This window comes from Gammaproteobacteria bacterium (assembly GCA_040183005.1).
Classification (GTDB): domain Bacteria; phylum Pseudomonadota; class Gammaproteobacteria.
This window is the reverse complement of the sequence record JAMPIW010000002.1, coordinates 1-19,365: the sequence shown is the minus strand read 5'-3', so window position 1 is coordinate 19,365 and position 19,365 is coordinate 1. Positions and strand designations below refer to the sequence as shown.

General features: G+C 57.7%; 17 protein-coding genes. 15 read left to right on the top strand and 2 right to left on the bottom strand.

Going from position 1 to position 19,365, the window contains the following annotated elements; genetic code table 11:
• The first annotated feature begins 172 nt into the window (after window positions 1-172).
• From gyrA to M3A44_01515, 14 genes are all read left to right on the top strand, one after another.
• Window positions 173-2,770, top strand: coding sequence for a DNA gyrase subunit A (gene gyrA, locus M3A44_01580; GenBank protein ID MEQ6340358.1), 2,598 nt, complete (start codon window positions 173-175; stop codon window positions 2,768-2,770).
• 32 nt (window positions 2,771-2,802) lie between these two features.
• A complete protein-coding gene (gene serC, locus M3A44_01575; protein MEQ6340357.1) occupies window positions 2,803-3,888 on the top strand; it encodes a 3-phosphoserine/phosphohydroxythreonine transaminase in 1,086 nt (361 codons plus the stop codon).
• Window positions 3,889-3,911: 23 nt separating this feature from the next.
• A complete protein-coding gene (locus M3A44_01570) occupies window positions 3,912-5,075 on the top strand; it encodes a phosphoglycerate dehydrogenase (protein ID MEQ6340356.1) in 1,164 nt (387 codons plus the stop codon).
• 120 nt (window positions 5,076-5,195) lie between these two features.
• Window positions 5,196-6,287 (top strand): prephenate dehydratase, encoded by a 1,092-nt coding sequence (gene pheA, locus M3A44_01565; protein ID MEQ6340355.1) that lies wholly within the window; start codon window positions 5,196-5,198, stop codon window positions 6,285-6,287.
• An 86-nt stretch (window positions 6,288-6,373) separates the two neighbouring features.
• Window positions 6,374-7,390 (top strand): 3-deoxy-7-phosphoheptulonate synthase, encoded by a 1,017-nt coding sequence (gene aroF / locus M3A44_01560; GenBank protein MEQ6340354.1) that lies wholly within the window; start codon window positions 6,374-6,376, stop codon window positions 7,388-7,390.
• A gap of 62 nt (window positions 7,391-7,452) precedes the next feature.
• Window positions 7,453-8,325: a prephenate dehydrogenase/arogenate dehydrogenase family protein gene (locus M3A44_01555; GenBank protein ID MEQ6340353.1), complete on the top strand. Its 873-nt coding sequence runs from the start codon at window positions 7,453-7,455 to the stop codon at window positions 8,323-8,325.
• Between the two features lie 125 nt (window positions 8,326-8,450).
• Window positions 8,451-9,782 carry a 3-phosphoshikimate 1-carboxyvinyltransferase gene (aroA, locus tag M3A44_01550; GenBank protein ID MEQ6340352.1) on the top strand — a complete coding sequence of 444 codons (1,332 nt, stop codon included), beginning with the start codon at window positions 8,451-8,453 and terminating at the stop codon, window positions 9,780-9,782.
• Window positions 9,779-10,465 (top strand): (d)CMP kinase, encoded by a 687-nt coding sequence (cmk, locus tag M3A44_01545; protein MEQ6340351.1) that lies wholly within the window; start codon window positions 9,779-9,781, stop codon window positions 10,463-10,465. Before aroA ends, cmk begins: the two co-directional genes overlap by 4 nt.
• Before the next feature lie 132 nt (window positions 10,466-10,597).
• Window positions 10,598-12,271: a 30S ribosomal protein S1 gene (gene rpsA, locus M3A44_01540; protein ID MEQ6340350.1), complete on the top strand. Its 1,674-nt coding sequence runs from the start codon at window positions 10,598-10,600 to the stop codon at window positions 12,269-12,271.
• Between the two features lie 425 nt (window positions 12,272-12,696).
• Window positions 12,697-12,987, top strand: coding sequence for an integration host factor subunit beta (locus M3A44_01535; protein MEQ6340349.1), 291 nt, complete (start codon window positions 12,697-12,699; stop codon window positions 12,985-12,987).
• A gap of 55 nt (window positions 12,988-13,042) precedes the next feature.
• Complete coding sequence (locus M3A44_01530; protein MEQ6340348.1) at window positions 13,043-13,420, top strand: LapA family protein; 378 nt, start codon at window positions 13,043-13,045, stop codon at window positions 13,418-13,420.
• A 2-nt stretch (window positions 13,421-13,422) separates the two neighbouring features.
• Window positions 13,423-14,619, top strand: coding sequence for a lipopolysaccharide assembly protein LapB (gene lapB / locus M3A44_01525; protein MEQ6340347.1), 1,197 nt, complete (start codon window positions 13,423-13,425; stop codon window positions 14,617-14,619).
• Between the two features lie 9 nt (window positions 14,620-14,628).
• Complete coding sequence (gene pyrF / locus M3A44_01520) at window positions 14,629-15,351, top strand: orotidine-5'-phosphate decarboxylase (GenBank protein MEQ6340346.1); 723 nt, start codon at window positions 14,629-14,631, stop codon at window positions 15,349-15,351.
• Window positions 15,352-15,462: 111 nt separating this feature from the next.
• Window positions 15,463-16,311, top strand: a complete 849-nt coding sequence (locus M3A44_01515; GenBank protein ID MEQ6340345.1) for a Wzz/FepE/Etk N-terminal domain-containing protein — start codon at window positions 15,463-15,465, stop codon at window positions 16,309-16,311.
• Here M3A44_01515 and M3A44_01510 read toward each other — a convergent pair.
• Together M3A44_01510 and mtnA are read right to left on the bottom strand one after the other, a co-directional pair.
• On the bottom strand, window positions 16,308-17,096 hold the full coding sequence (locus M3A44_01510) for a sulfite exporter TauE/SafE family protein (protein ID MEQ6340344.1): 789 nt from the start codon (window positions 17,094-17,096) through the stop codon (window positions 16,308-16,310). The genes M3A44_01515 and M3A44_01510 overlap by 4 nt on opposite strands.
• A 9-nt stretch (window positions 17,097-17,105) precedes the next feature.
• Window positions 17,106-18,158 (bottom strand): S-methyl-5-thioribose-1-phosphate isomerase, encoded by a 1,053-nt coding sequence (gene mtnA, locus M3A44_01505; protein MEQ6340343.1) that lies wholly within the window; start codon window positions 18,156-18,158, stop codon window positions 17,106-17,108.
• A gap of 160 nt (window positions 18,159-18,318) precedes the next feature.
• Here mtnA and M3A44_01500 point away from each other — a divergent pair, with 160 nt between their 5' ends.
• Window positions 18,319-19,320: a molybdopterin molybdotransferase MoeA gene (locus M3A44_01500; GenBank protein ID MEQ6340342.1), complete on the top strand. Its 1,002-nt coding sequence runs from the start codon at window positions 18,319-18,321 to the stop codon at window positions 19,318-19,320.
• The last annotated feature ends 45 nt before the right edge of the window (window positions 19,321-19,365 follow it).

Below are 19,365 nucleotides of genomic sequence, written 5' to 3'. Positions count from 1 at the left end.
GCAGTGCGGGTTTTGTCCAAAGCAAAGGCGCGCGATCAATTCTTAAAGTGCAGCAAGTCCCATGTTTATGGTAACATTTCCGGCTTATGCAAAAAGATCGGCAGGTTATCGTTAACCCCACACCAAAAAGCTCTTGGGCTTGCATGAAGCCTGTAAGGATGCCGCGTTCCCGATGAATCAATTCGCCAAAGAAGTTCTCCCCGTCAATATTGAAGAGGAGATGAAGCAGTCGTACATGGAATATGCCATGAGCGTTATCGTTGGGCGCGCGTTGCCCGATGTTCGCGATGGCCTCAAACCGGTGCACCGGCGCGTTCTGTTTGCCATGCGTGAGCTGGGTAACGACTGGAACAAATCCTACAAGAAATCGGCCCGTGTAGTGGGTGATGTCATCGGTAAATACCATCCGCACGGTGATACTGCGGTATATGACACTATCGTGCGCATGGCCCAGCCATTTTCGCTGCGTTACATGCTGGTCGATGGGCAGGGCAATTTCGGCTCGGTAGATGGCGACGCCCCGGCGGCGATGCGGTACACCGAGGTGCGCATGTCGCGCATTGCGCATGAGCTGCTCGCCGATATCGACAAAGAAACCGTCGATTTCGTCCCCAATTATGACGAATCCGAACGCGAACCCAGGGTCTTCCCCGCTCGTATCCCCAACCTGCTTATCAATGGTTCGGCGGGTATCGCGGTGGGTCTGGCGACCAACATCCCGCCGCACAATCTGACTGAGGTCGTCAACGCCTGTATTGCGCTGATTGACGACTCCAGTATCGATATCGCTGGATTGATGGAATATATCCCCGGGCCGGATTTTCCCACAGCCGCCTTTATTAACGGCGCGCGCGGCATTGTCGACGCCTACCACACCGGGCGCGGGCGCATTTATGTGCGGGCACGCAGCCATGTTGAGACTGACGACAAGAGCGGCAAGCACAGCATTATCGTCACCGAGCTGCCCTATCAGGTGAACAAGGCGATGCTGCTGGAGAAAATCGCCGATCTCGTGAAAGAGAAAAAGCTTGAGGGCATCACCGAGTTGCGCGATGAGTCCGACAAGGATGGCATGCGCATGGTGATCGAGCTGCGCCGTGGCGAAGTGGCCGAGGTGGTGCTCAATAATCTGTGGCAGCAGACCCAGATGCAAAATGTCTACGGCATCAACATGGTGGCCCTGATAGATGGGCAGCCACGCCTGCTGAACCTGAAGCAGATCCTTGAGGCCTTCATCCGCCACCGACGCGAAGTGGTGACGCGCCGTACCCTGTTTGAGTTGCGCAAGGCGCGAGAGCGCGCGCATATCCTGGAAGGGCTGGCGGTTGCGCTGGCCAATATCGACGAGATCATTGCGCTAATCAAGGCTGCACCCAGCCCCGCCGAGGCCAGGCTTGGCCTGATGCAGCGCATTTGGGCGCCGGGACTGGTGACGGAGATGCTGTCGCGCTCCGGGGCTGCCGTGTCTCGCCCCGAGGGTCTGGCGCCGGAGTTTGGCATGGATGTGGCGGGTTATCGTCTGTCCGAGGTTCAGGCCCAGGCGATCCTAGATCTGCGTCTGCACCGCCTGACCGGACTGGAGCAGGACAAGATAGTGGGTGAGTATAAAGAAATACTCATCAAAATTAATGACCTGCTTGATATTTTGGGCAGCCCCGAGCGCCTGATGCAGGTGATCCGTGACGAGTTGCTCGCCATCCGCGAGCAATACGGCGATGCGCGTCGTACCGAAATCATCACCACTCACCAGGATCTCAGCCTGGAAGACCTGATCACCGAGGAAGACGTGGTGGTTACGCTTTCTCATGCCGGTTACGCCAAGTCCCAGCCGCTCTCGATGTACCGCGCGCAAAAGCGTGGCGGCAAAGGCAAGACGGCCACCAGCATGAAGGAAGAGGATGTTATCGACAAGCTGTTCGTTGCCAGCACGCATGACACCATTCTATGTTTCTCCAGCCGTGGCAAGGTCTACTGGATGAAAGTCTACGAGCTTCCCCAGGCCAGCCGTATCGCGCGCGGCAAGCCGATGGTCAACCTGCTGCCGCTGGAAGAAGGCGAGCGCATCAACGCCATCCTGCCGGTGCGCGAGTATGAGAAAGACAAGTATGTGTTCATGGCAACCAGCAGTGGCACCGTGAAAAAGACCCCGCTTGAGGATTTCTCACGTCCGCGCACCAGCGGCATTATCGCCCTGGAGTTGTTTGGCGATGACCGCCTGGTCGGCGTGGATATCACGGACGGCACGAAGGACGTGATGTTGTTCGCCAGCAGCGGCAAGGCAGTGCGCTTCAGCGAAGACAATGTGCGCCCGATGGGCCGCACCGCGCGCGGTGTGCGCGGCATCACCCTGGCGCCGGGCCACCAGGTGATTTCGCTGATTATTTCCGGCGGAGAGGGGGATGTGCTCACCGCCACCGAAAGGGGCTACGGCAAGCGCACGCCGATCAGCGATTACCCTGTGCATGGCCGCGGTGGCCAGGGTGTAAATTCGATCCAAAGCAGCGAGCGTAACGGCGCCGTGATCGGCGCGGCGCTTGTTGGCAATGAGGATGAAGTCATGCTGATCAGCGACGGCGGCACGCTGGTGCGTACCCGCGTGAGCGAAGTGTCGGTGCTGGGACGCAATACCCAGGGCGTCAAGTTGATCAGCCTTGGCAAGGGCGAGAAGCTGGTTGTCGTTGAGAGGGTTGAAAGCCTTGCGGATGAAGGAGGCGAGGCCGGGGATCAGGCGGAGCAGTCGCCAGAGGTCGAGGACCAGGGGTCGGAATAATCAACACTCATAACAAGAGGAGCTTGTTCACAATGTCACGCATATACAATTTCAGCGCCGGACCGGCGGTGATGCCACAGGAAGTTCTCGAGAAGGCCAGGGACGAGATGCTCGACTGGCAGGGATCGGGCATGTCGGTGATGGAAATGAGCCACCGCGGTAAGGAATTTGTGTCCATTGCAGAGCAGGCCGAGGCTGATCTGCGCGAGCTGCTGGCCGTTCCCGCCAACTACAAGGTGCTGTTTCTGCAAGGTGGGGCGAGCAGTCAGTTTGCGATGGTGCCGATGAACCTTCTGCGCGGCAAAACCAAGGCGGATTATATCAATACCGGCATGTGGTCGGAAAAGGCCATTGGCGAGGCGAAGCGTTACTGTGAAGTGAACGTCGCCGCCACCTCAAAGGCGAGCAACTACTCGACGATCCCTGCGCAAACGCAGTGGCAGCTTGACGCCTCCAGCGCCTATGTTCATTACACGCCGAACGAGACCATCGGCGGTGTGGAATTCCATTGGGTGCCGCAGGTTGGTGGTGACGTGCCGCTGGTGGTAGACATGTCGTCCACGTTACTGTCGCGCCCGATTGATGTCAGCAAGTTCGGCATTATCTACGCCGGGGCGCAAAAGAACATCGGCCCGGCGGGGCTGACGGTGGTGATCGTCCGCGACGACCTGATCGGTCAGGCCATGGCCGGTACACCCATCATGTTGGATTACAAGACGCATGCCGATAACGGCTCGATGTATAACACCCCGCCGACCTACGGCTGGTACTGCGCCGGACTGGTATTCGACTGGATTAAGCGCGGCGGGGGTTTGCAAGCGATGGCCGAAGTCAATAAGCGCAAGGCGGACAAGCTGTATGCCGCTATCGACACATCTCCCTTCTACGCCAACCCGGTGGACCCGACCTGCCGTTCGTGGATGAACGTGCCATTTACCCTGGCCGACGCCAATCTCGACAAAACCTTCCTCAAAGAGGCGGAGGCTGTGGGCCTGGTGGCGCTGGCAGGTCATCGCTCGGTGGGCGGAATGCGCGCCAGTATCTACAATGCCATGCCGGAAGAAGGTGTGGATGCGCTGATTGCCTTCATGGCCGATTTTGAGAAACGCCACGGATAGTCTGATAAATTAGGGTCGAAAAAATGTTCAAAATACTGACGTTGAACAATATTTCTGCCGCAGGGCTGGAGCGGCTGCCGCGCAACAGGTATGAGGTTGCTTCCGAAATTCAGCACCCCGACGCGATCCTGCTGCGCTCGTTCAAAATGCACGATTACCCGATCGCCCCATCGGTGAAGGCGGTGGGCCGGGCCGGTGCGGGCGTCAACAATATACCCGTGGACAAGTTGAGCGCACTCGGCATTCCGGTGTTCAATGCGCCGGGCGCCAACGCCAATGCGGTGGCGGAATTGGTGCTTGCGGGTATGTTGCTGGCCTACCGCAACATCTGCCAAGCGTGGGATTTCGCGCGCCATGTCGAGGGCGACGACGCCAGTATCGACAAGCAGGTCGAGGCAGGCAAAAAAGATTTCGTCGGTTACGAGCTTCCGGGCCGCACCTTGGGCGTGATCGGCTTGGGTGCTATCGGCGTCCGTGTGGCGAATCTTGCCATCAAGCTGGGCATGAAGGTGATCGGCTTTGACCCGGCGATCACCGTGCAGGCCGCCTGGAAGCTGTCTTCCGACGTGCAACAGGCCGCCAGCGTCGATGATTTGCTGTCCAAGGTTGATTTCGTCACGTTCCACATACCGCTGATGGATGCCACGCGCAACATGCTTAGCGCCGAGCGCATCAAACTCATGAAAAAGAGGGCCGTGGTGCTCAACTTTTCGCGCAGCGGTATCGTTGATGATGTGGCGCTGGTAGAGGCGATCAACGCCGGCAAAATCTATAGCTACGTGTGTGACTTCCCTGGCAATCTGCTCAAAAACCACCCACGCGTGATTACCCTGCCACACCTCGGCGCATCTACCGAGGAGGCGGAAGATAATTGTGCGGTGATGGTGGCGGACCAGGTGAGTGATTTCCTGGAAAACGGCAACATCACCAACTCCGTGAACTTCCCTGAAGTGGTTATGCCGCGTACCGAAGGCTACCGGGTCGGTATCGCCAACGCCAACGTCCCCAACATGGTAGGGCAGATCTCCACCGCCATGGCCAAGGCCGGGTTGAATATTGTCGATCTGCTCAACAAATCCAAAGGCAATCTGGCCTATACTTTGGCCGACGTGGAGACGCCTATCCCCGAATCCGTGATCCGGGAACTCGCCGCCATTGAGGGTGTTCTGGCGGTGCGGGTTTTATAGTCGATGTAGGGTGGGTTAGGCGCGTTTTTTGTGCCGTAACCCACCAGCCGTGCCATTAGGCACTCATTAAAGTAACGGATTGTGTGTTTCGCACGCTTGGTGTGTTACGCAAAATTTACTATGACCAACAACGCACTACAAGCTATTCGCGCACGCATTGACCATCTGGATGAGCAAATTCAGATATTGATCAATGAGCGTGCCGCGTGCGCCCAGGAAGTCGCCAAGGTTAAACTGGGTGGCGAGGCCGCTGACTACTACCGCCCTGAGCGCGAGGCGCAGGTGTTGCGTAATGTGTTGGCGCGCAACACCGGCCCGTTGAGCGGCGAGGAAATGGCGCGCTTGTTCCGCGAGATCATGTCAGCTTGCCTGGCCTTGGAACAGCCTATGAAAATAGCCTTTCTCGGCCCGGAAGGCACTTTTACCCAGGCTGCCGCCCTCAAACATTTTGGCCATTCGGTACGTACCGTGTCGCATGGCGCCATTGACGAGGTGTTCCGCGATGTCGAGGCGGGGGCGTCGCATTATGGCGTTGTGCCGGTGGAAAATTCCACGGAGGGCGTGGTCAATCATACCCTCGATATGTTCATCAGCTCACCGCTCAGGGTCTGTGGCGAGGTGGAGCTGCGCATTCATCATAACCTGCTGGGCAAGATGGATGGCATCAATAGCGTTGGCAATGGCGTTAGCCGTTTGTATGTGCATCAGCAGGCCTTGGCCCAGTGTCGCGGATGGATCGAAGAGCATCTTGCCGGCGTGGAGCATGTGACCGTGAGCAGCAATGCGGAGGCCGCGCGCCGCGCCGCCCAGGATGCGGGGGCAGTGGCCATCGCAGGCGCCACGGCGGCGGAGATCTATGGACTCAATATTTTGGCGGCCAATATCGAGGATGAGCCGGACAACACTACGCGCTTTCTGGTGATCGGCACGAAATCGCCGCCGCCCAGCGGTAATGACAAAACGTCATTGCTGCTCTCGGCACGTAATCGTCCAGGGGCTTTACATCGTCTGCTTGAGCCGCTCTTCCGTCATGGCATATCCATGACGCGCATCGAGTCACGCCCGTCCCGGCGCGGCATGTGGGACTATGTGTTTTTTATTGATATCGAAGGCCATAGCCAGGATCCTGGCGTGGCCAAGGCGCTGCAGGAGCTGGGTGATGAGGCGGCAATGATGAAAGTGCTGGGTTCTTATCCAGGCGCGGTGCTTTGAATCGTAGGGTGCGCTGTGCGCACCATTACATTGTTGATGCGGTGCGTGGGACGCACCCTACATGTTTAAGAGGTTAAATCGAGACAATGATCATTATTATGAAGTCCCATGTCGCCGATGAGGAAATCCGGGCGGTGGAGAAAAAGCTGGAGTCCATGGGTATGGGTTCCAATGTGTCACGCGGCATCGAGCGCACCGTGATCGGCGCCATCGGCGATGAGCGCAAGGTGGACATGGAGGCCTTGCAAGCGCTGGGTGGCGTGGAAAATGTCATTCGCGTGATGAAGCCGTACAAGATCGTGTCGCGCGAATCCCACCCGGAAGACAGCGTTATCGACATTGGCGGCATCAAGCTCGGCGGCAATACGGTGCAGATCATCGCCGGACCTTGTTCGGTGGAAACCCAGTCGCAGATGGACAGCGCAGCGCAAAGTGTCGTTGCCGCAGGTTGCCGTCTGATGCGTGGTGGTGCGTTCAAGCCGCGCACCAGCCCTTATGCCTTTCAGGGGGCGGGCGTCGAGGGGTTGGATATGTTCCGGCGCGCGGCGGATCGGCACAACCTGCCGATAGTCACCGAGCTGATGGATGTGCGCATGCTCGACACCTTTCTCGAACACAAGGTGGATGTGATCCAGATCGGCACGCGCAATATGCAGAATTTCGACCTACTCAAGGAGGTAGGCCGCATCCAGACCCCGGTGATCCTCAAGCGTGGCATGTCGGCGACAATCTCCGAGTGGCTGATGGCGGCGGAATACATTGCTGCGGGCGGCAATCACAATATCATCTTCTGCGAGCGCGGCGTGCGCAGCTTCGAGACCTATTACCGCAACATGCTCGATGTCACCGCTATCCCGGTACTCAAGCGTGAGACCCATCTGCCGGTGATCATTGATCCCAGTCATGCCGGTGGCAAGGCGTGGATGGTGCCCGCGTTGTCGCGCGCCGCAATCGCGGCAGGCGCCGATGGACTGCTGGTGGAGATGCACCCCATGCCCGCCGAGGCCTGGTGCGATGCCGATCAGGCTCTTAGCCCGCCACAACTGATGCAATTGATGGGCGAACTGCGCGGCATCGCGCAGGTGATAGGGCGGGATTTGTAGTCACGGAGAACACGGAGGATATTCTTGATGTTTAAACCTGCGTGGTCCATGTGGCAAAAATGATGATCAAACGCCTTGCGATCATCGGTGTCGGTCTGATCGGCGGTTCGCTGGCGCGATCTGTAAAGCGGGCGGGGGTGTGCCGGGAAATCGTCGGCGGCGGGCGTGATGAGGCTCAGCTACGCAAGGCGCTGGAGCTGGGTGTTATCGACAGGTATGAGATCGATATCGCCGCTGCGGTGCATGATGCCGACATGGTTGTTGTGGCGGTGCCGTTGGGGGCGATGGAGGCGGTGTTCCGGCAAATCGCCGGGCATATCCGTCCGGATACCATCATTACTGATGTGGGTAGCGCCAAGGGCAGTGTCGTGGATGCCGCCCGCGCTGTTTTCGGCGAAGTCCCGCCGACATTCGTGCCAGGCCATCCTATTGCCGGCACTGAAAAGAGCGGTGTTGAGGCGTCGTTCACCGGCCTTTTCGAAGGGCGACGTGTGATACTCACACCTTTGCCCCACACCCAGCCGGAAGCACTGGCAAGCGTGCGTGTATTGTGGCAGCATACCGGCGCCGAAGTGGTGGAAATGGGCGTTGAGCATCACGACGAAGTGCTGGCGGCGACCAGCCATCTGCCGCATCTGCTGGCCTATGCACTGGTCGATACATTGGTGCGCATGGATGAGAGCGAGGAGATATTCCGTTTCGCCGCCGGCGGATTCCGCGATTTTACGCGTATCGCCTCCAGTGATCCGGCGATGTGGCGCGACATCTGCCTGGCGAATCGGGCGGCAGTGTTGTCTGTGCTGGAGCGTTTTATGGCGGATATCGCCTCTTTGGGCGAGGCGATTCGTGCAGGCGACAGCGAACGGATCTTGGTCACGTTTGACCGCGCCAAAACGGCGCGCGACCGGTTTTGCCGGCAAGAGAACAATGGTTGATAGGATTTACCACTTTACTTCCGCCATGATCGAATCTTTGGACTCCTGAAAAAGCATTCTCCTTGTCCTCCGTGACATTGCCACCCATTGTCCCCTTGTATGGTGATTAACATAATTGGAATCAAATGAGCGCACCGCATCCAAACACGTTTTTTGTTGCACCCGGCGGGCACCTGCAGGGCCGTCTGCGCGTCCCAGGTGATAAGTCGATCTCTCACCGCTCCATTATGCTGGGTGCGCTGGCCGAAGGCACGACCGAGATCACTGGTTTTCTGCAAGGCGATGATAGCCTGGCGACGCTCAATGCCTTTCGTGAGATGGGTGTAAATATTGAAGGTCCCCATGATGGACACGTCACTGTTCACGGTGTCGGCCTCCACGGCTTGAAGGCTCCGGCGGGTCCGCTCTATCTCGGCAATTCCGGTACCTCCATGCGCCTGCTGGCGGGGCTGCTGGCGGCCCAGCCGTTCGATGTGGTGATGACCGGCGATGAATCCCTGTCGCGCCGTCCCATGAAGCGTGTCGCCGACCCATTAAGCCTGATGGGGGCGCGCATCGAGACCAGCGAAAAAGGTACGCCACCGTTGCACGTTTGGGGCGGTGCGCATCTCAAGGGCATAGATTATGTGATGCCGGTGGCCAGCGCGCAGGTCAAGTCCTGCCTGTTGCTCGCCGGCCTCTATGCTGAAGGGGTCACTAGCGTGACCGAGCCGGCACCCACGCGGGATCATACCGAGCGCATGTTGATGGGGTTCGGTTATCCCGTTGAATGCAAAAACGGGAAAATATGTGTGGGTGGCAGCGGCGGAAAACTCATCGCGACCTCGATTGATGTGCCTGCCGATATCTCATCGGCGGCGTTTTTCATGGTGGGTGCGGCCATCGCCGAGGGTTCGGACTTGACCCTGGAGCATGTCGGAATCAATCCGACGCGCGTCGGTGTTATAAACATCTTGCGCCTGATGGGTGCGAGTATCGAAATAAGCCATCTGCGCCAATCGGGCGGCGAGCCGGTCGCCGATATCCGGGTGCGTTCCAGCCATCTGCGCGGGATAACCATCCCGCGCGATCAAGTGCCATTGGCGATAGACGAATTCCCCGCGCTGTTTATAGCAGCGGCCTGCGCAGAGGGTGAGACGGTGCTCAGCGGCGCGGAAGAGCTGCGCGTCAAGGAGAGCGATCGTATCCAGGTGATGGCCGACGGTCTTGTGGCGCTGGGGGTTGATGCCCGACCCACGCCCGATGGCATGGTGATCCGCGGCGGCGGTCTGAGCGGCGGCCGCATCAACAGCCACGGCGATCATCGCATTGCCATGGCCTTCGCCATGGCGGCATTGCGCGCCACTGGTCCGATCATGATTGATGATTGCGCCAATGTCGGCACCTCGTTCCCCGGCTTCGTCGATCTGGCGCGCGCCGCCGGTCTGGGTGTCGTCGGAGATAATCGCCAGCCATGATGCCCAAAACTCCCCCGCCAGTAATTACTATCGACGGTCCCGGCGGCTCCGGCAAAGGGACGGTGAGCCGCATCCTGGCCAAAAAGCTGGGCTGGCACTTTCTCGATAGTGGTTCTCTTTACCGTCTTGTCGGTCTGGCCGCCCAGCGCCATGCCATCGCGTTGGATAACGAGCCTGCCTTGGAAACCCTGGCGGCGCATCTTGATGTGCAGTTCGATACCGACGAGGAAGTGCAAATCCGGGTTATCCTGGAGGGGGAGGAGGTTACCGACGCCTTGCGTAGCGAGGAATGTGGCAACGATGCCTCCCGTGTGGCCGCGCTGCCTGGTGTGCGCTTTGCCCTGCTGGATCGCCAGCGCGCCTTTCTTGAGCCGCCTGGGCTGGTGGCGGATGGGCGCGATATGGGTACGGTGGTTTTTCCGGACGCCCAACTCAAGGTCTTTCTTACGGCGAGCGCCGAAGAGCGCGCAACACGCCGGTATAAACAGTTGAAAGATAAAGGTTTGGATGTTAATCTTGGCAATCTTCTAAAAGAGATTGCCGAACGTGACGTGCGTGACAGCACGCGCAGCTTCGCTCCCATGAAGGCGGCTGACGACGCTATTGTTGTCGATACGACGGGTATTGGCATTGATGCGGTCGTACAACAGCTCATGGATTTATGGCGGGGCGAGTCTTCTTGATGGAAGTTAGAAGCCGGTTTCCGGCTTATTTAGGAGCTTGATTCACTGCTGAATCAGGCGTTTATAAATCACCCGCGATCAACGCGGATCAACAGTCGTCCCAGCGTTCTTTATGGGGCAAGGTAAGAATCAATGAGCGAAAGCTTTGCACAATTATTGGAAGAGAGTCTTTTTGTAACCCGCATTCGTCCCGGTGCCATAGTAACGGCAACCGTGGTGCGTATGACACCGGATATGGTGATCGTGAACGCCGGACTGAAGTCCGAAAGCGCCATCCCCATGGAGCAGTTCTATAACGAGATGGGTGTTGCCGAAGTCGCTGTTGGCGATATCGTGGATGTCGCGCTGGAGATGATGGAAGACGGTACGGGTGAAACCCGCCTGTCGCGGGAGAAAGCCAAGCGTGCCGAATCCTGGACCCGCCTTGAGCGCGCCATGGAAGCCGGCGAGATCGTCAAGGGTATTATCAGCGGCAAGGTCAAAGGTGGATTCACCGTCGATACCAGCGGTGTACGTGCCTTCTTGCCGGGATCGCTGGTGGATGTTCGTCCGTTGCGCGACACCACCCATCTGGAAGGCAAAGAGCTCGAATTCAAAGTCGTCAAGCTTGATCGCAAACGCAATAATGTCGTGGTGTCACGCCGCGCCGTGGTTGAAAGCGAAGGCGGCGCCGTGCGCCAGGCCCTGCTGGAGAACCTGGAAGAAGGACAGATGGTCAAGGGTGTGGTCAAGAACCTCACCGACTACGGCGCATTTGTCGATTTGGGCGGCGTCGATGGTTTGCTGCACATCACCGATATGGCGTGGAAGCGTGTTAAGCATCCTTCCGAAGTCGTCAACGTGGGTGACGAGATCGACGTCAAGGTGCTCAAGTTTGACCGTGAGCGCAATCGCGTCTCGCTCGGCCTCAAGCAGATGGGCGAAGATCCTTGGGTTGATATTGCACGCCGTTATCCTGTCAGCGCCCGCCTGTTCGGCAAGATTACCAACATTGCCGATTATGGCTGCTTTGTTGAAATCGAAAGCGGTGTCGAAGGCCTGGTGCATGTCTCGGAAATGGACTGGACGAACAAAAATGTTCATCCTTCCAAGCTGGTGCATATGGGTGACGAAGTGGAAGTCACCGTGCTGGACATCGACGAAGGTCGCCGCCGCATCTCGTTGGGCATGAAACAGTGCCGTCCTAATCCCTGGGAAGAGTTCTCCGCGACTCACAACAAGGGCGATAAAGTTGCTGGGCAGATCAAATCCATCACCGACTTTGGTATCTTCGTTGGTCTCGACGGCGGTATCGACGGATTGCTGCACCTGACGGACCTTTCCTGGAATATCCCTGGCGAAGAAGCCGTGCGCAACTACAAGAAGGGCGATGAAGTCGAGGCAGTGGTGCTGGCCATTGATCCCGAGCGTGAGCGTATCTCGCTGGGCATCAAGCAGCTTGAGAAAGACCCCTTCTCTAACTTCGTTGCTGATCACGTGAAGGGCAGTATCGTCACGGGTGTGGTGAAAGAAGTGGATGCCAAGGGTGCGGTTATTGAGCTGGAAGAAGGCGTAGAAGGGCAGTTGCGTGCTTCCGAGCTGGGCCGCGAGCGTGTGGAAGATGCTCGCACAGTGCTGAAGGTGGGCGACCAGGTCGAGGCCAAATACATGGGCGTTGACCGTAAAAACCGCACCATCGTCTTGTCCGTTAAAGCCAAGGATAACGAGGAAGAGGCCGAGGTGATGCAGGAATACACCAAGGGATCCGGCGGTGCGACCACTCTGGGTGATCTCATCAAGGAAAAGATGGAAAGCAGGGCCGAATAATTAGTAAGAAGTAAATAAATGGTGTGCCAGTAATAGAGGCGCAGACACCTGCGCCTCTATTCTGTATTGAGCAAAGAGTTTATCCGTGAAGATTTCGCGTTGTGTTGCCACCTAAAGGTCGCCGAGAGCAGCGCATGGAGCAGTGGCCTGCGGGCACGGTTTTTTCACGGATAAGTTCTAAGCAGCAGTTTAGTGTGAGACGGCTTTTCCTCGGTGCGTCAGCCAATCTGGCAAACTGCTCTGGTTACGGATATCTCAAACCAAACTTTCCGTCGCGCGCGAGTCTATGGATGGACGAGGTACGACTCCAGGGAGGGAGGAGGTAGGGCCGCGCCGGTAGCGGCGGCCGAGAGCAACGCATAGAGCAGTTGCCGAATGATTCAGCCAAAAGTCTATTGGGGAGTTGAAGCATGGATATAAAAGCAATGACCAAATCCGAGTTAATCGAGGCACTTGCGCAAAAACTGAATCATTTGACCTATAAAGATGTTGAATTCTCGGTCAAGACCATCATCGAGCAAATGGCTCAGGCGCTGGCGGGTGGGGAGCGTATAGAAATTCGCGGATTTGGCAGTTTTTCCTTGCACCACCGGCCACCGCGCATGGGGAGAAACCCAAAAACCGGCGAAGCCGTTCCTCTGCCGGGTAAGTATGTGCCGCACTTTAAGCCGGGCAAGGAGTTGCGTGACCGGGTTAACAGCAGCATGGAGCAGTAGGCGGGCGATATATAGTAGAGGGTTTCAAGCACCCGCTACCCTTTGGTTGTGTTGAATGACCGTCCGTTTGCAGCCCAAAGAGACGAGTCCATGGATGGACGAGGTAGTGCAACGCATGGAGCAGTTGCCGAGGAGGGGTATGTTGCGCATTATCTATCTCATCATCTTTCTGGTAGTGCTCACAATCGGCCTGGGTTTTGCCGTTCTTAATTCTCAGCCCGTACAGCTCGACTACTATTTCGGTAGCTGGCAGCTATCCTTGTCCCTCGTGGTAGTGATCTCCCTGGTAATAGGTGCCCTTTGCGGTATTCTGGCCAGCCTGAGCGTGATCATACAATTAAAACGGGAAATTGCCGGGCTGCGCAAGGTAGCCAAGTCTACCGAGACAGAGCTTGTCAATTTACGCTCACTGCCGATCCGGGATGAGCGTTGAGCATGTCGGATTTATTGTGGCTATTGCTGCCGGTGGCGGCTGCGTCAGGCTGGTGGATGGCCAAGCAGGAAACCCGGCGCAAGCATGACGAAGGGGCAGCAGGACTTCGCCCCGATTATTTCAGGGGGCTCAATTATCTGATCAATGAGCAACCTGACAAGGCCATTGAGGTGTTTGTCAGGATGCTTGAAGTGGACTCGGATACGGTCGAAACCCATTTCGCACTGGGAAGCCTGTTTCGTCGGCGCGGAGAAGTAGACCGCGCAATACGTATCCATCAGAATCTTATCGCCAGACCAACGCTGAGTCTCGATCAGCGCAATCAGGCACTCCTGGAGCTGGGGCAGGATTATATGCGTGCCGGACTTCTTGACCGCGCCGAAGCCCTCTTTTTGGAATTGATAGAAGCCAGCGGGCAAGCCACGTCGGCGTTGCGTTTGCTGTGTGATATCTATCAGCAGGAAAAGGAATGGGACAAGGCTATAGACATGGCCCGCAAGCTTGAGGTCGCAACAGGCAAAAAGCTGAACAGTCTTATTGCCCAATATTATTGCGAAATTGCCGATCAGGCCCGCGTGCAGAAGGATGACGCACGTGCCGCACAAATGACCAAGCGCGCCTTGTCTGCTGATCCCGGTTGTGTTCGCGCCACCATTATGCAAGGTGATATGGAGAGGGGGGCAGGAGATTGCAAGGCTGCATTGCGAACCTATCAGCGTGTTGAAGCGCAGGATCCGGAGTATCTCTCCGAGGTGATTCCACCGATGCTGGGCTGCTATCACGTCTTGGACAATCCGACGGAGATGATGGACTACCTGAAGAAACTGGTGCAGAAATACCCCCGCATTGTGCCCATATCCGCGTTGGTTGAATTTTTACGCAATCAATATGGCGAACGTGATGCAATGGTGTTTGTCACGGATCATTTGCAAAAGCAACCTACGCTTACGGGATTGGTTTCGATGATCGATTTGCAACTTGCCGATAGCGATGGCAATGCGCAGTCCAGCTTGCTGATGATCAAGGAAGGGATTGAAAAACTGCTAAAGGAAAACCCCTTATACAGGTGTAATCACTGCGGCTTTTCGGGAAAATCCATACACTGGCAATGTCCTGGCTGTAAAACCTGGGGCAGCGTAAAACCGATACAGATGCAGGCCCTGCCCTGTGTGCAATCGAAGACTACCCAAAGGGCATGAATGGCAGACATGTTTGAAGTTAAGCCTCACGGGCCTCGTATTGTCGTTGCCTTGGATTGTGCCGATGCCGCTCAGGCGCTGGCGCTGGCAAGCAGGCTGGATCCCCGCCGTTGTCGTCTCAAGGTTGGAAAAGAACTGTTTACCCGCAGTGGCCCGGCGTTGGTGGAACGACTGGCGGGCAATGGCTTCGACATTTTTCTCGATCTCAAATTCCACGACATTCCCAACACCGTAGCGCAGGCCTGTGCTGCGGCTGCCGATCTTGGCGTGTGGATGGTCAATGTCCACGCCCTGGGCGGGCGGCGCATGATGGATGCGGCGCGCAATGCCGTTGAAAAAGCGCCGCAGCGCCCCTTGTTGATTGGCGTGACTGTCCTGACCAGTATGGATGAGGACGATCTGCATGAGATCGGTTTGCCGGGCACCCCGCGTGAAAATGTCCTGCGTCTTGCCGCGCTGGTGAAACAATCCGGATTGGATGGTGTTGTTTGCTCATCACTGGAAGTAGCTGATCTGCGCCAAAACCAGGGCACGGATTTTTGCCTGGTGACGCCGGGTATTCGTCCGCAAGGGGCACTGCGCGACGATCAAAAGCGCATCATGACGCCCTATGATGCCATCCGTGCCGGATCGGATTATCTCGTGATAGGACGGCCCATTACCGCATCAGAAGACCCCAATGGTGTTTTACTTACAATACAAGCGGAAATCGAAGCTGCACTTGCTGTTTGACCCCATGTAAAGTCGTGGTAACCTGCGCTCGGCCAAAGAGTGCCGTTGGAGCGCGACGGTGGGCGTCTGGTTAGCTATTGAAATAAAGTAATTGATATATGTGGAGATGTAATGTCAGATAAAAATTCAACGGACCAGCTTGACCAAGCCCATGAGACGCGGGAGGCTTTGCAGGAAGACGAAATCAGTTTGATTGATCTGTGGCGGGTGATTGTTAAAAGAAAAAAAATGATCATCGGCAGTCTGTTGCTGTCTTTGCTGTTGGTGGGGGCGTGGATAGCGATCACTAAACCTGTGTACGAAAGCCGCGCCGTGCTGGGAATAGGGCAGGTGGGACCTTTGGAGTCACCGCAGCTCCTCGTGCAGAGGCTGAAAGAAGAATACCGGATCAAGGATGACAGCGAGGGAGAGCAGAAATTCCCCTTGATCAAGGAAGCAAAAACCATGGAGAAGACGCTGGCAAATGGTATTGAAATCACCGCCCAGGCCCATAGCGCGGCCGAGGCGCAGAAATTTCTTGCGGATGTCACGACCAAGGTGCTGCGGCAACATCTGAAATTGTATGACATGGCACGGAATGAACAACAGAAACAATTGGAATCGCTAGAAAAGCAAAAGGATCAAGTCGAACAAGTGTTGATCTTGCTAAGGAGCCGGGTCACTTCGGTGGCTGGCAGCGATGCCGCGCTGGCAGGCTTGCTGGCCCTGGAGCAAGACCGGTTGCTGCAGCAGTTGCCGCAGATTGAACAGCAGCAGGCGGCAGTAAGGCTGGCGATGTCCGAATTGCAATCCAGGCCGACGATCTTGCTTAGGCAGCCGACGCTGCCTGCCAAGCCCGTCAAACCCAAACCTGCGCTTTACTTGGCGTTGGCCGCTGTTCTGGGGTTGATGCTGGGTGTTTTTGGGGCTTTTTTTGCCGAGTTTGTCGGCAAGACGCGGGCGCGGATGGCGGTTAATTAACCCACCAGCATTCGTGCCCCAAGCAGCGCAAGAAAAATAGCGAAAAACTTCTTCAAAGTATCCGCAGGCAAGGCGTGCGCGAGCCTTGCGCCCAGGGGTGCGAACAGCACACTGGCGGTGGCGATACTGGCCATTGCGGGCCAGTAGATATAGCCGCTGCTGAAGGCGGGCAGGGCGGTTTCATTCCAGCCGGTGATGACGAACCCCAGGCTGCCCGCCAGGGCGATGGGTAGGCCGCACGCGCTGGAGGTGGCCACGGCGTTGTGAATGTTGATCTTGCACCAGGTAAGGAACGGTACGGTCAGGGAGCCGCCGCCGATGCCGACGATGGCCGATACGCCGCCGATGATCCACCCTGCCAGCCCCATGCCTGATCGTCCGGGGAGCCGCCGGTGCGGCGCGGGTTTTGCGGCTAGCCCCATCTGCAAAGCCACTAGCAGCGCAAAGATACCGAAGATGCGCTTCAACACCCCTCCAGACAGCATATCGGCGAGCATAGCCCCCATCAGCGTGCCCACTACAATGCCGGGGGTGAGGCGCCAGACCACCTGCCACAACACTGCGCCGCGCTTGTGATGAGCGCGCACAGAAGATATCGAGGTCATCACGATGGTCGCCAGTGACGTGCCGAGCGCCATGTGCATGACGATAGCATCCGGCACGCCTTGGGTTGCAAAGATAAATACCAGTGCCGGGACGATGATCAGCCCGCCGCCGACGCCCAGCAGCCCGGCGAGAACCCCGGCGACCGCGCCGGTAGCAAGATAGAGGAGCAATGTCTCCAATGGGTCGTGTTAAGCCCCGCTTCCCATCATGGCGGCCATTTTTGCGGCAGTAGGGGCGAGGACTACACCGCGCTCCGTGACAATTGCGTCGATCAGTTCGGCTGGCGCAACATCGAAGGCCGGATTCCAGGCCTGTGCGCCTTCTGCTGCGACGGGATGGCCAGCGTGGGTCAGCACTTCGGCGGGCGAGCGGATCTCGATGGGGATATCCGCGCCGCTGGCGATGTTCATGTCGACGGTGGATGTGGGTGCCACCACCATGAATTTCACGCCATGATGGCGCGCCAATATGGCCAGACTGTAGGTGCCAATCTTGTTGGCGGCGTCGCCGTTGGCGGCGATGCGGTCCGCGCCGACGATCACCCAGCGCACGCCGCCCTGCTTCATCAGGTGCGCCGCCGCCCCCTCGACCAGCAGTGTTACCGGGATACGATCTTCCACCAGCTCCCAGGCGGTAAGACGCGCGCCCTGTAGCCAGGGGCGTGTCTCGTCTGCAAACACCTGGCTGATGTGGCCCGCCGCGTAGGCCGCGCGAATCACTCCCAGCGCTGTGCCGTAGCCGCCGGTAGCCAGCGATCCGGTATTGCAATGCGTCAGCACCGTGCAGCGATCCTCGATGAGGGCGGCCCCCAGCGTACCCATGCGCCGGTTGGCGGCGATGTCTTCCTCGTGGATGTGGCGCGCCTCGGCGAGCAAGGACTGGTGCGGATCACCGCTGAGGTTTGCCAGGTAGCGGCGCATCCGCTCCAGGGCCCAGAACAGATTGACGGCGGTGGGGCGGGAGCGCGCAAGCAGTTCCAGGTCGGCCTCGATGTCTTGTTTCCACGTAGCGGGGGAGTGCGCATAACGGTCACGTGCTGCCAGCACCACGCCATAGGCTGCGGTGACGCCTATCGCGGGTGCGCCGCGCACCACCATGTCCGTGATGGCCTGCGCCGTGCTTGCGGCATCCTCTATCACGAGATATTCGCGCCGGTGCGGCAGCACGCGTTGATCCAGCAGCTTCAGTGCGTCGTCATGCCATTCCACGGCGCGGATCGAGTCATAATGATTGTTCGACATGTGTATTGAAAACCGATGAGTTGAGAAGCGTCCATGATACCGGCGCGCCACGTGTCGAGCAAAGAAAAACGCGAAGTCGATCCTTTGAAGTAGATGCACTCTCGCACACTTTCCGGTATTGTCTTGGTCTTACTCTGGCGTTATTGAAAAAGGATCACGCATGACCGATACATCACCCTTAATCGAGGCTCAACAACGTTTTGCCGCCGCAGTGCCATTTCGCACCTTGGGTGCGGAACGCTGCGCGCTCTCTGCGTCGTTGGGGCGGACCCTGTTCAGCGATCTCGTCGCGCCAGAGGATTCCCCGCCTTATCATCGTGTCATTGTCGAGGGTTTTGTGGTCAATGCGGCGGATACCCATGAAGCCTCCGAGTCCAATCCCGTGTCATTTTCGATCATTGGAGAGGTGAAGCCTGGGGATAGCACCTTCCCCGCTACTGCGCCGGGTCAGGCGTTGGCGGTATCCACTGGCAGTATTGTGTCCGATGGCGCACTTTCCGTGGTGCGGATGTGGGAGGCCACGCGGCAGGGCGATAGTTTCACCATCACCCGCCCTTTCCCTCCGCGCTTTTTTATTGAAGATCAGGGCTGTGATATCAAGAAGGGTGCTGTGGTACTGAGCGCCGGGACGGTGCTTGACCCCATGAATCTGGGAACGGTTGCCAGCCTTGGTATCGACACCGTGGACGTGGCGCGCGCACCCAGGGTGGCGGTGTTTTCCTCCGGCGATGAGGTGATTCCCTCTACTGAGCCCATGCACCCCGGCGCAATCCGCGACAGCAATTCCGTGATGCTGGCGGCGGCGATTAGTCAGGCTGGGGGCGTTCCAGTGTTTGGTGGTATCATGCGGGACGATTTTGATGGTTTTGTTGCGGCCGCCACGCAGGCATTGAAGGATGCCGACATGCTGGTGATCTCGGGCGGCACTGCGGTGGGCGGGCGTGATTTTATCTCAGACCTGGTGCGGGCGCTCGGAGAACTGCTGGTGGACGGCGTGCCGATGCGCTCGGGACGTCCCCTGATCATGGGCGTAGCCCATGGCAAACCCATCGTCTGCGTGGCAGGCCATCCGCCCGAGGCGCTGCGTGGTTTCAAGCTGTTTGGCGTGGCCGCGATCAACAAGCTGCTGGGCCGGACAGAGGATCTGCCGCTGGATGCCTAAACGCAAAAGCATCTGAACCAAGTATCTTGGCAATGGTCTGACTTC